Consider the following 12,371-nt stretch of genomic DNA (forward strand, 5'->3'; position numbering starts at 1 on the left):
TGCGGGACGCTTCAGCCATGGAGGTAGCTTAAATCACCTTGTCCTCAGCTTGTCAGTCCGGTGGTGCCTGTCCGGCGGTCTGAACAGTGTTCGGGGGCGGGATGCAGGCCACTGACCTACCCTGAGCCAATGGAGTCCGTACCCGAACTACTGTCCCTCATCCGCCAGGGCGCCGGGACGCCCGTGTCCCTGACGCTGTCGGTGCCCCACGCAGAGGAACTCACCGGCCGCTACGGCTGGGTGATGGAACCGAAGCTCTTCGCGCTTATCGACGCCGCCGGCCTCACCGTCCACCGCTCCCCTGCAGGTGTGCACGTGCTGCGGGGTGGGGCGGATGTCCTCCGTGGGGTGGGACAGGACCGGTGGCTCTTCGAGGGCCGGGAGGTCCCCGCCCACGCGCAGGTAGGCGACCTGGCGGTGTTCAGTCCGACCGGTTGTTTCCTCGACCAGGAGCGGCTCATCCGGGAGATGAACCTCATTGATGCGCAACCCGACCGGATCACTTCCGGTGAGATCGCGGGACGGGAGACCTGGGTCGTGCCCAGTGCAGCCCACAGCCGCTTCGTCGAGGAGGATCACCCCCGGTTGATCGAGCTCGACCGGGAGTACGGGACGCTGTTGGCGGTGGAGACCGCCCGGGAACGGGTGGAGGTCACCACCGTCTCCTTTCCCACCGGATTTTCCGGTTCCCGGTGGGACGGGCCGATCACCGACTGGCGGGCAGAGTGGGAGGGGCAGCGCTCCGCCCTGGAGGAACCGGTCCAGTTCCCGCCCGCGGAGGAGGTCCCGGGGCTGCTGGCGCAGTTGCCCGCCCACCCCACTGACCCGCGCAGGCTCCGGATATACATCGGCGACGGATCCCTCGAGGGCGCCTACCCGCGGTACCGGGTGGGTCGGTCCGAACGCCTGCCCCTGGCTTTCCGGCTCAGCTCCCCTCCCCTGCCGGAGTTGCGGAGCACCCGCCGGGGCTGGGTACGACACGTCGGGGAACCAACGTCCGACCCACAGTGGCCCGTGATCTTCAGCGGTGACGGCTGGTCGAGCTACGCGAACCTGTCTGTGCCGGTCCAGCAGGAAGCGGAGCTGGAGGGGTGGTTCGACTATTCCGCCTGGGATCCGGAATCGGTCTGGAATGACGTCAAGGTGGAACGCATCTACGTATCCCTGGGCACATATTCCGATCCACAGCGGGTGTGGCAGGAAGTCGAGGACACCGCCGATGCCTACGGCAGTGACGACATCGGGGTGCGGGATGTGATTCTCGACGTCACCCTCGACGGGGCGGTGCCCCCACCACTGACGCCCGAACTGTTCCGTCCCGGCGCGAAGCATGTCGAGGGGTCCCACCTGTGGATCAGGGACTGGGCCGGCCCGGTGCTGCGCTGCTGGGACCTGCGCACCGGCCGCTACCTCGGACAGAGCCTGGTGCCGGTCTCACTCCGGGACGCCCATTTCCTGCAGTTCGGGGAGGGGGTCATTCAGGGTGCGCAGCGTGCCTGGCGCCTGTCCCCCGGTTCCACCGTGACGGCCGAGGTCGCGGACTGGATTCCCCCGGACGAGGAGGCGGAGGTGGCGGCCGCCCCGCTCGTCCCCGAGCCGTGGGAGATCGACCATCATTTGTCGGAGGGTCTGTATTCGCTGGTCATGCTGACAGAGGAGGGTTCCCGTACCGCGCTGGGCCGGCGGGGTGGGGGCGGGGAGATGGAGATCTGCCCCATCGACACCGGCGGTTTCACCATCAGCCGGGCCACCCGCGTCGGGGAGCGGTATTTCGTCGACTGCTGGCAGCTCCACCTGGTCATCGGCCCCGATTTCCGGGTCGAGTCCGTGGAGCACAGCACGATGGATCACATCCCCTGGCGGTGGTCCGCCGAACAGGGGATCGCCGTGCAGAGCGCGGGGCCGGAGCTGAGTTTCATAGGCCAGGACACCGGCCGGGAGATCACCCGGTGGGCTGTGCCTGAAGGGCATTTTGTGGACGTCCGGATCGACTCCCCCACCCGTTTCGTGGTGCTCATCCACCCGGAGGGGGCCGAACGCTGGGAGCGGCCGGCACCCACCGGGGTGGCCGAATTCGACGGGGAGAGCTGGGCAACTGTCGAGCTGGAGGAGGCCCCGCGGGAGATCTGATCACCATCCCGGAAAACCGCCCGGCCCTGGTTCCACGTGGAACCAGGGCCGGGCGCAGTATTTGACACCTCAACAAGTCAGGTGCCATTATGTTGAGCTCCGTGGCCCGAATGGGCCGCGAATCGATGACACGACACGTAGGGGCTCTCTCCAGGACCTTCTGACACGGCACGATCGATCACTTCCCGCCAGCCGAAATGTCAGAAGGACCCATGACGCATACCCAGACACCCCCTGCGCAGTCACCGAAACGTATTCCCTGGATGATTGCGGTCGCGGCAGCAGCCGCCTTCCTCGCCACCTTCAACGAGACCTTCCTCAACGTGGCCTTCACCCCGATCATGCAGGACTTCCGGGTCGACGTGAACACCGTCCAGTGGTTGACCACCGGTTACCTGCTGGTCGCCGCGGTATTCGTGCCGGTCGCCAACGTCCTCTACCACCGTTTCCCCACCCGCCAGCTGTTCGTGGCGGTCGTGGCGATCATGGTTCTCGGTTCAGTGATCGGCGCACTCGCCCCGTCATTCGAGGTGCTGCTCATCGCCCGACTGCTGCAGGCTGTCGGTACAGGTCTGCTCACCCCGATAGGCATGAACATCACCCTGGCGGTCCCCCCGCGTGAGAAGCTGGGCCAGAACATGGGCATCATGGCCGCGATGACCACCCTGGGTCCGTCCCTGGCCATCGTCCTGTCCGGCGTCCTGCTGACCGTCTCACCGTGGCAGACCCTGATGTGGGTCTTCGGTGGACTGACCCTCCTCGTCCTGATCGCCGGTGCCGTCATCCTGCGCAACGTCGCGGCACTCGGCCGACCTGTCCTGGACGTCCTGTCCTTCCTCCTCGTCGCAGTGGGCCTGGTCGGCATCCTCTACGGCGTATCCTCCGCATTCGGCGGCTCCGCCATGTATGCGGGAATCTCGATCATCCTCGGACTCGTCGCCCTGTGGCTGTTCGTCCTCCGCCAGCGCCGTATCGAGAACCCGTTGATCGATCTGCGCCCTTTCTCCAGCGCCCCCTTCGTCATCGGTGTCCTCATGACCATGCTGGGCCTGGCCTTCGTCTTCGCCATGAACGTCACCATTCCGCTGTTCCTGCAGGGGGCACGGGACATGGACCCGCTCGGCGCCGCCCTGACCCTGGCACCGGGCATCCTGCTCACCGTCGTCCTGGGACCGATCGCGGGCAAGCTGTTCGACCGCCACGGCGGCCGCTGGTCCATCCCGCTGGGCTTTACCGTCATGGCTGTCTTCGTCACCCTCGTCGGTGTCGCCGCAGGTCAGGATTCCGTCCTGCTGTTCGGTGTCCTCTACATCCCTGCCGTCCTGTCCACCGCCTTCGTCATCGGCCCCTCCCAGACCTTCGCCCTGTCCAGTCTGGACCGTGAGACCAGCCCGCACGGTGTCACCGTCGTCTCCACCAGTTTCCAGGTCGCAGGTAGTGTCGGCACCTCCCTGGCCACCGGTATCTACGGTGCCGTCGCGGCCTCCCGGGCACCCGGGGGCCACGTGGAATCCCTGCTCTCCGGTTTCCGCGGTTCCGTCGTGCTGGTCGTGGTCACCTCTGCCATCGGTATCGCGCTGGCAGTCCTGGCCTACCGCAGGAAGGCCACGGCCCGGAGTGTCGATTCCACCGCGCCGCGCATGAACGCCATCGAGGCCATCATGAAGAATGATGTCTACGCTCTGTCGTCCGACCAGACCGTGCTCAGCGCACTGCAGACCTTCGCGGAGCGGGGCATCTCCGGCGCGCCGATCATGCACCGGGACGGCTCCCTGGCGGGCTTCATCTCCGACGGCGACGTCATGCGGTACCTCTCCGCCACCCACCCGTCGTCGACCTCGATCTACTCCTTCGCCATCGGCGCAGAAGATGATCTCGAGCAGGCAATGACCGACCTGGGCAGCCTCAACGTGTTGAAACTGGCCACCCGCGATGTCCTGACCATCGACGCCGACGCCTCCATCGCCGACGCCGTGGCTGCGCTTTCCGACGCCCACATCAAGAAGGTTCCCGTCCTGCGCGGCAACGAGGTCGTCGGCATCGTCAGCCGTTCCGCCATCAACCGCATGGCCATCGCCAGCTACCTGAATTCCCGTGGGGAGAACCTGCAGACAGCAACCGCCGGCTGATCCCCCCGAAATCGAAGAAACCCTGTGAGCATCAGCTCACAGGGTTTCTTTTCGCGGTCCAGGGCCCCGGTTCCCCGGAACCTACTTCTGCTCGGGCTTGACCAGCGGGAACAGCACGGTCTCCCGGATGCCCAGGCCGGTCAGGGCCATGAGCAGGCGGTCCAGCCCCATGCCGCAGCCGGCGGTGGGCGGCATGCCCTGCTCCATGGCGGCGAGGAACTCCTCGTCGAGCACCATGGCCTCCTCGTCGCCGCCGGCGGCCAGACGAGCCTGGTCCTCGAAACGCTCGCGCTGGATGATCGGGTCCACCAGCTCGGAGTATCCGGTGGCCAGCTCAAAGCCACGGACGTAGAGGTCCCACTTCTCGGTCACGCCCGGCTTGGAGCGGTGCTGACGGGTCAGCGGGGAGGTCTCCACCGGGAAATCCTTGACGAAGATCGGGCCCTGCAGCTGGTCCTCGCAGAGGACCTCCCAGATCTCCTCGACGAGCTTGCCGTGGCCCCAGCCACCGGCCTTGGGCACATCGAGGCCGACGACGTCGGCAAGCTTCTTGAGCTCCTCGACGGTGCTGTCGATGGTGACCTCGGGCTGGCCCGGGTGCTGGCGCTGCAGCGCCTCGTTGAGGGAGGGATACATCTCGATGACCGGCCACTCGCCACCCAGATCGAATTCCGTGCCGTCGACCCAGGTCACCGTGGTGGAGCCGAAGACCTCGAGGGCGACCGACTGGACCAGTCCCTGGATCATGCGGGCGCCGTCGGTGTAGTCACCCCAGGCCTGGTAGGTCTCCAGCATGGCGAACTCGGGGCTGTGGGTGGAGTCGATGCCCTCGTTGCGGAAGTTGCGGTTGACTTCGAAGACGCGCTCGAGACCACCGACGACGGCCCGCTTGAGGAAGAGCTCCGGGGCGATACGCAGGTAGAGGTCGATGTCCAGGGCATTGGAGTGGGTGACGAAGGGGCGGGCCGCGGCACCACCGTGCAGGGTCTGGAGCATCGGGGTCTCGATCTCGTGGAAACCCTCGGACTCGAGGTGGTGGCGCAGGGCACGCATCACCTTGATGCGGGTCATCGCGTTCGTGCGTGCCTGCTCCCGCATGATCAGGTCGGTGTAGCGGTGGCGGACGCGCGTGTCCTCGCTCATGTCGGCGAAGGCGACGGGCAGCGGGCGCAGTGCCTTCGCCGCCATCTGCCAGGAGGAGGCCATGACGGAAAGCTCACCGCGGCGGGAGGCGATGACCCGGCCCCGCACGGAGATGAAGTCACCCAGGTCGACGTCGGACTTCCAGGAATCGAGGGACTCCTGGCCGACCTCGGCGAGGGAGAGCATGGCCTGGACCTGGGTGCCGTCACCGGCCTGCAGGGTGGCGAAGCAGAGCTTGCCGGTGTTGCGCATGAAGATCAGACGACCGACGACCGCGACCTCGGTGTCGGTCTCCTCGCCTGGGGCGAGGTAGGTGACCCCCTCGCTGCCCTCAGCGGTCTCCCCCTCCGGCACGACCACGAACTTCTCCCGCAGATCATGCAGGGAGATGGTGCGGTCGACGGTCACGGGATAGGGCTCGACGCCGGACTCGAGCAGACGGGCACGCTTTTCTCGGCGGATGCGCAGCTGCTCGGGAAGATCGGTGCCGGAATCGGCTTTGATTGCCTGGGAATTCTTCTGCTCGCTCACGCTCACCAAGGTTAGTCCATGGGGTCACCTGCTGCGGAAACGGGCACCCGGTGCGCGCAGGTGTGGAAATCCGATTCCGGCCGACTTAATCTGAAACGAGATTTTCCCGCCCCCGAGAGGTTTCCGCCATGCCCACCACCACAACCACCACCGAGGCTGCCGGAACCCACGGGAGCGAGGCAGCTTTCGCGGAACGCCCCGCCCGGACGGCAGGCCCCCGACGGGCGGGCATCGTTCTCGTGCTCACTGCTCTCGTCCTGCTCGGCAGCATCGGGCGGATCGTCTGGGGACTCCAGCTCGGGGACACCATCCGCATTGTCTACGGCCTGTTCGGACTCCTCCTCACAGCGGTGCTGGCGGCCACGGTGCGCGTCACCTCCCCCGGTGACGCCCAGGTGGTCCGGTTCTTCGGCCACTACCTGGGGACCAGTCGACGCACCGGGATGTCACTGCTCCCGCCGCTGACCTGGTCCACGAAGGTCAGTGTGCGCGAACGGGAGCTGACGACCGGCCAGGTCGAGATCAATGACATCGACGGCGATGTGGTGCGGGCCCGGGCGGACATCACCTGGCGGGTCGCCGACACCGCCCGGGCCACCTTCGTGGTCGATGATGCCGAGGGTTTCCTCCGTTCCCGGGCGGAGACCGCACTGCGTCAGGTCGTCGCCGGACTCCCCCGCGAGGAGCTCTCCCGCGGGCTTGCTGACGCGCTCTCCGCCCGCGTCGCCACTGCCGGCCTGGAGGTTCTCAGCGCCGAGGTCTCCTTACTCTCCCCCGTTCCGGGGACCGCCCGGGTCGTGGCGGCCACGCTGGACCGGCTGGCGGCGGAGCAGCTGCTGGAGCTGGCGCCGGGGCGTCGCGAAGCACTGGTCGCCGAAGTTGTGGCGGAGCTGCGCCAGTGATCCAGTAGTGCAGGTCCACGGTCGCTAATGGCGATCTGGACACTTACCCTGAAGCAGGCGGTGAGTCCTCCGCCAGCCGGCCCCCGGCCCAGCAGGAGTACATGGTGTGCTGCGTCCCCTACGGTTGCAGGGTCAGATCAAGCTCCACTGGACAGACGAACGTAGCTCTCGGCGCCGGAAAATCGTCGAGACGTTCTCCGCCATCGACTCCATGCAGGCGATCATCACGCACCGCAGCGAGGCCAGCAGGAAGACAGAGCGATACCGCAGAAAATGCCTGGAGCAGCTGTACTTCAAGCTCTCACAGATGCAGGTGCACCATTCTCTTCAGGGATAAGCGAAGACCCTGGGTCCAACCGTCCGGCTGGGGTCCCAGGGTCTTCTTCCGATCCTGTCGTAACAGGTGGCGATGTCTTGAGGCTAGCACTGTTTCGTGCTATTTCGAGGTGTTCACCACCCGGGGGTCAGGTCCATCCTTCAAGCCTGCAACCCCGACCGCCGTATGGTCAACCACTTTCCTTCCTGCCCGAACATGAACAAGCCCCGTGGGTCTTCAACCCACGGGGCAAAAGTTCACAGCCGTGGTGCTAGCCCAGCAGCCAGTCGTTCGGGGAGAAGAGCTCGAAGCGGACGGACTTCGGTGCCTTGTCGTCGGGCAGCTTCGCCAGGTCATCGCGGACGGCCTGGAGGAAGGCGTTACCGCCGCAGAGGTAGACATCGGCGCCGGAGAGGTCGTGCTGCGCGACGTCGACAAGCACGCCTTCGGTGCGGTAGCAGGCCTCGGCCTTCACGTTCGGCAGGCGCTCCAGCAGGGTGGAGGTGTGCGAACGTTGGGCGTGCAGCTCCTCGGAGTCGTCGGCGTGCAGGTACAGGGTCGGGCGGTCGGAACCGGTGCGGGCCAGGTAGCTGAGCATGCCGACCATCGGGGTGGAGCCGATGCCGGAGGAGACCAGGACCAGCGGATCCGGGCCCTCGCCGCTGTCGAGCACGAGGTCGCCGGCGGCCAGGGTGGCCTGGATGGTGTCGCCGACCTGGACCTTCTCACGCAGGTGGGTCGAGACCTCACCCTCGGTCTCCACGGCGATGGTGTAGCTGCCCGGACGCTGGGCGATGATGGAGTACTGGCGCAGCTGGCGGGCACCATCCGGCAGGACGACACCGATGGAGGTGTACTGGCCCGGCAGCGGCTTGGTCAGGTCGCCCTCAATGACGTAGACGGTGACCTTGTCGGAGATCTCGTCCTTCTCCACGACCTTGACCTCACGGAATACATCACCCGGCTTGACGCCATCGGAGGCGTAGAGCTCCTTCTCGTAGGTGATCAGGACGTCCGCCATGATCCAGTAGACCTCGCTCCAGGCGGCAGCGACGTCCTCGGTCACGACATCCGCGCCGAGCACCTCGACGATCGCAGCGAAGAGGTTCTCGTAGACGACCTGGTACTGGTCCTCGGTGATGCCGAGCGAGACGTGCTTGTGGCCGATGCGCTTGAGCAGGTCGAGCGGGTCCGGGGCATCCGGGTTGACCAGCATGGAGGCGAAGGTCGCGACAGAGGCGGCCAGGGCCTTCTGCTGCTCGCCGGACTTCTGGTTGCCGCGGTTGAAGGTGTTGGCCAGCAGCTCCGGGTGATTGCCGAACATGGTCCGGTAGAAGGTCTTCGCGATGGTCCCGATGTTCTCGCCGACAGCCGGCAGGGTGGCCTTGATGATCGCCTCGTTCTCAGGCTTCAGCTTGCGGTCGCGGGAGGTGGGCTCAGTGGTGACGAACAAGGGTGTCTCACTCCTATGTGGGTGGTCAGCAATCAACTGGATCCGATTTTAAACAGGTTTTCCCGTGTTTAATAGTCAGATCAGTGAGATTTACCTCACATCCGCGGCCAGAAGGTGGGCCACGTTCCACATTCATGCAGCTCAGCGTATGTACTGAGCCCTGCTTATCGACGCCCTCCTTTCCCCGGATCAGACGTCGATCGGGATGACGATGGGCCGCTCATTGACCGGATCTGTCAGCAGCTGGCACGGCAGGTCATAGACCTCCCCGATCAGTTCCGTGGTGACCACCTCCGATACCGGCCCCTGTGCGACGATCGCCCCCTCCCGGTGCAGCTGCCGGGCCAGGTTGAGCACCTCGACCTGGTGGGTGATGTCGAGGTAGGTGGTGGGTTCATCCAGAAGCAGGATCGGGGTCTCCTGCGCCAGGACCATCGCCAGCCACACCCGCTGACGCTGTCCCCCGGACAGATCCGTGATCCGTCGGCCGACCGTCAGGTCCCGGCCCACGAGGCGGGGCGGTTGCAGGTTGATTTCCATTGCCTCACGGATGGTCATCATCGAGCTCTCCATTCACGGGCGAGGAGCCCGATAACCCCCACGTAACGCCAACCCACATATTGGTGAGAGCTGCCAATATTCAGTAAATTGTGCAGGCAAGGCCGCCCAAACGTGATAACACTCACTTGGAGTGCTTTTACCCCCACCCATCACCAATGAAGCATGCGATTTCGTCCTTGTGTCCGCTTCCCGAACCCCGGCGTCCTACCCCTCGGGAGAAGAAAAAAGGGGCACCCGACGGGGCCCCTCCCCACAGTCCGCAACCGCGGTCAGCCCTCGATGTTGCGGAAGCCGATCCCCAACGGCAGGCCGACGTTATCCGTCAGGCGCACGCCCCCGATCAGGGCCGACACCAGGAGGCGGGCATCGCCGGTCTCGGGTGCATCACCCAGGTCCAGACCGCGGACCTCCAGGTAGTCCACCGCCACCCCGGCGGTGTCCAGCACCCCGCGGGCCACCTCCAGGACGGTTTCGGCACCGTGTTCGGCGGTGTGGGCACCGGCAGTCAGGGCAGCCGATAAAGCGAGTGCCTGCTCCCGTGCGGATTCCGCCACCGCAGAATTGCGCAGGGAGACGGCGAGCCCGTCCGGCATGCGGACGGTGGGGACCCCGTGGAGTTTCACCGGCAGGTGCAGGTCGGTGATCGCCGCCTGCAGAGCCCGCATCTGTTCGTAGTCCTTCTCGCCGACCACCACGTCAGAGGGGCCGACAACGTTGATCAGGCTCAACTCAAGCGTCAGCTGTCGTGCCACCTCTTCCACGGGCTCAAGATCAAGGTCAACGGGCTGGACGAGGGTGCGCAGACCACGCGGCCACAGGGCGTCCTGGGTATAGCGGAAGACGGCGTCGACGCCTTCTTCCGCGAAAGTCGACGGCACCTCCTCACCGGACCAGGCAACGAGGACCACGGCGCGCGGCAACCGACGGGCGGCACGCACCAGCGCAATATGGCCGGCGTGCAGGCCGGCACCCAAGGGGATGAGCACCACCGGGCGGCCGCTCCTGCGCATGGCGCGCGCCAACACGGAAATCTGCTCAAGCCCGAATTCGGTGGCCTGACCTGGTGTGAAGCTCACAGTTTCTCCTCCTGAATCGCCCATAATTCGGCGTCCTGGTTGTGCTGGGTCTCCGCGACACGGCGGGCTGACTGCCGGAAGGCGCGAGCCTGGCCGGGGTTGTCCACCGACTCCCACCGCGCACGCAGACCAACGGGTCCGGCCACCTCGGGAAGCCTACGCAGAGGCCCCAGAGCATCGGCGATGTCCTGGGCCTCCTGGGCGTCGCCGAGGACATCGGCGAGCAGCCGCACCGCGTCCCCGCGGAGGGTGTGCACCACCTCAACATAGGTGACGGCGGCCCCCAGCCGGAGCCGATCGACGTCGTTGAAATGGAAGGCGCTGGCGCCGAGCTCCCCGATGAGGAGATCAGCGATGGTCTCGCCGATCTCGTCGACGGCAGTCACGGCCCACCGGTCCGGACTGAGCTGCCCCAGCGCGATGACCACTGACCCGGTGACCTCCAGCGGGTCCATGATCTGCACGCCATGGGCCAGTGCGGTGTGCACGAAGATCTGGCCACGGCGGGAACGTTCAGCAAGCTTCTCCACGGCCGCCTCCAGCAGTGGTTCACGCACCTCCAGAATGACCATGTCGAGTTCCTCAACGGGCGGCGGTTCGGGGTCGTAGTCGAGGAAGCTGACGTCGTGGCCGACACGGGCCAGCTGGTCGGGCAGGGTGGAGATCCGGCTGTCGCCGTAGACCCCCACCCGCATGCGCGGTGCCTGCACCCCTACTCCTGGTTCTCCCGGGAACGGGCCAGCAGCTCAGCGACGGAGACTCCCCTGGTGTTCTCGTCGCGACGCCGCCGACCACGGCGATCCTCCTCCGACTCCGCTGCCGCGGTGTCCTGCTCCACGACGGGCCCCTGGGTGGGTTCTGCGGTGTGCTTCTTCGTGCTGCCCTGCTCCCAGTCGACGGTCTGGAAGGAACCGGTGTCGAAGATCCGGGTCTCCTCGATGTCCGCCCGGTCCTCCGACTGGGCGTCAGTCTTCTGCTGCTGCTTCTCTTCCTCCCGGCGCTGGTTCTCCGCTATCAGCTCGGCCAGGGGATTGACCTCCGGTCGGCTCGGCTGCTGGCCGATCCGGCCGGCGACGGCGTCCAGGGAGGGCGCACCGCTGATCCGGCCTTCAACCTCCGGGGAGCTCATCGGCTCGGGGACCTCGGATTCCTCCGCCTCGTCCTCCTCCCTGAGGTCACCGAGGGTGACCCGTTCCAGCTCCATGATGCGGCGGGCCTCAGCACGCAGGGCGGCGGGCTCGTAGCCGAATTCCCGTCCCGCGAGGGCCTCGAGCTGTGCGCGGATGCCGGCGAGCTCGCGTTTGATGTCCTCGAGAACCTCGGATTCCCGGTCATGCTGCTCCTGCCGCAACTCCAGGGCACGGCTCTCCACCTCGGCGGTCTGCTCCGCGACGGCCCGGGCCACTTCGACGTCATGGAGCTCGGCGTTGTGGAAGAGCTCGCGGCGCGCGGCCTCCGCGTCGCGGCGGTAGCGGAACACCAGGAAGAAGCCGATGACCGCAGCCCACAGCGCGGCCAGCAGGGCGATCTTCAGGGCCCCGTCGCTGTCGGTGAAGAGCATGACGATGCTCGCGATGAAGGCAAGGACGACCAGCACGACCAGCATCACCTGGCCGCGGTCCACCCCACCTGACGTCTTCGCCTCATTCATAGCATCCACCTTAACCAACCGGCTCCCCATCAGCGGGCGGCGGTGTCTCGCAGTGTCGTTCGAGATACACCCCGGCCGCGGCGAGGGCGATCCCGCCGACTGCGCTCGCCGCCACACCCGGCAGGTCATCCGAGGCCGCGGCCAGCTCCCCGAGCCGGGGAACGATGAAGCTGCCGACACCCACGTACGCCCCGCCCATGATCGCACCTGTCCACGCCGAGGCCTTGCCGATGACCAGGAACAGTGCCGCCGTCAGCGGGTTGAGCTGGCTGCGGTCCTGGCCGATGCGGCCGCCGGCCACCCGGTCACGGACCTTCCAGGCCAGGTACACGCACACCGCCGCCATCGCCCACAGAAAAACGGACACGGTGACGGGCACGGTCATCATCGAGCCGTAGAACCGCCAGGTGAGGATCGCGGCGACGGCCGCGGTGAAACCTCCGGCGGCGATCAGCCCGGTGATCGGTGTGCGCTGCATG

10 protein-coding genes are annotated in these 12,371 nt (G+C 66.4%); 3 read left to right on the forward strand and 7 right to left on the reverse strand.

What is annotated here, in order from left to right; all coding sequences use genetic code 11:
- The first annotated feature begins 129 nt into the window (after positions 1 to 129).
- Together EAH68_RS02850 and EAH68_RS02855 are read left to right on the forward strand one after the other, a co-directional pair.
- Positions 130 to 2,130: a hypothetical protein gene (locus EAH68_RS02850; protein WP_126119820.1), complete on the forward strand. Its 2,001-nt coding sequence runs from the start codon at positions 130 to 132 to the stop codon at positions 2,128 to 2,130.
- A 212-nt stretch (positions 2,131 to 2,342) separates the two neighbouring features.
- On the forward strand, positions 2,343 to 4,259 hold the full coding sequence (locus EAH68_RS02855; RefSeq protein ID WP_241228260.1) for an MFS transporter: 1,917 nt from the start codon (positions 2,343 to 2,345) through the stop codon (positions 4,257 to 4,259).
- An 81-nt stretch (positions 4,260 to 4,340) separates the two neighbouring features.
- Here EAH68_RS02855 and lysS read toward each other — a convergent pair whose 3' ends face one another.
- Positions 4,341 to 5,933 (reverse strand): lysine--tRNA ligase, encoded by a 1,593-nt coding sequence (gene lysS, locus EAH68_RS02860; protein WP_126119821.1) that lies wholly within the window; start codon positions 5,931 to 5,933, stop codon positions 4,341 to 4,343.
- Between the two features lie 128 nt (positions 5,934 to 6,061).
- Between lysS and EAH68_RS02865 the strand changes: the two genes are divergently transcribed.
- Entirely contained in the window at positions 6,062 to 6,835 is a 774-nt protein-coding gene (locus tag EAH68_RS02865) for an SPFH domain-containing protein (protein ID WP_126119822.1), read from the forward strand.
- 587 nt (positions 6,836 to 7,422) lie between these two features.
- Here the strand turns inward: EAH68_RS02865 and EAH68_RS02875 are convergent.
- The 6 genes from EAH68_RS02875 to EAH68_RS02900 form a co-directional block, all read right to left on the reverse strand.
- Entirely contained in the window at positions 7,423 to 8,604 is a 1,182-nt protein-coding gene (locus tag EAH68_RS02875) for an NO-inducible flavohemoprotein (RefSeq protein ID WP_126119823.1), read from the reverse strand.
- Between the two features lie 189 nt (positions 8,605 to 8,793).
- Positions 8,794 to 9,165 (reverse strand): ATP-binding cassette domain-containing protein, encoded by a 372-nt coding sequence (locus EAH68_RS02880; protein WP_241228261.1) that lies wholly within the window; start codon positions 9,163 to 9,165, stop codon positions 8,794 to 8,796.
- 269 nt (positions 9,166 to 9,434) lie between these two features.
- Positions 9,435 to 10,241 (reverse strand): pantoate--beta-alanine ligase, encoded by an 807-nt coding sequence (locus tag EAH68_RS02885; RefSeq protein ID WP_126119825.1) that lies wholly within the window; start codon positions 10,239 to 10,241, stop codon positions 9,435 to 9,437.
- Entirely contained in the window at positions 10,238 to 10,951 is a 714-nt protein-coding gene (locus EAH68_RS02890) for a 6PGD fold domain-containing protein (RefSeq protein ID WP_126119826.1), read from the reverse strand. The genes EAH68_RS02885 and EAH68_RS02890 overlap by 4 nt, the downstream gene beginning before the upstream one ends.
- A 2-nt stretch (positions 10,952 to 10,953) precedes the next feature.
- Positions 10,954 to 11,892 (reverse strand): DUF6779 domain-containing protein, encoded by a 939-nt coding sequence (locus tag EAH68_RS02895; protein ID WP_126119827.1) that lies wholly within the window; start codon positions 11,890 to 11,892, stop codon positions 10,954 to 10,956.
- Positions 11,893 to 11,902: 10 nt separating this feature from the next.
- On the reverse strand, positions 11,903 to 12,370 hold the full coding sequence (locus EAH68_RS02900; protein WP_126119828.1) for a DUF3180 domain-containing protein: 468 nt from the start codon (positions 12,368 to 12,370) through the stop codon (positions 11,903 to 11,905).
- Between the last annotated feature and the right edge of the window lies 1 nt (position 12,371).

Source organism: Corynebacterium hylobatis, from assembly GCF_003955685.1.
GTDB lineage: Bacteria > Actinomycetota > Actinomycetes > Mycobacteriales > Mycobacteriaceae > Corynebacterium > Corynebacterium hylobatis.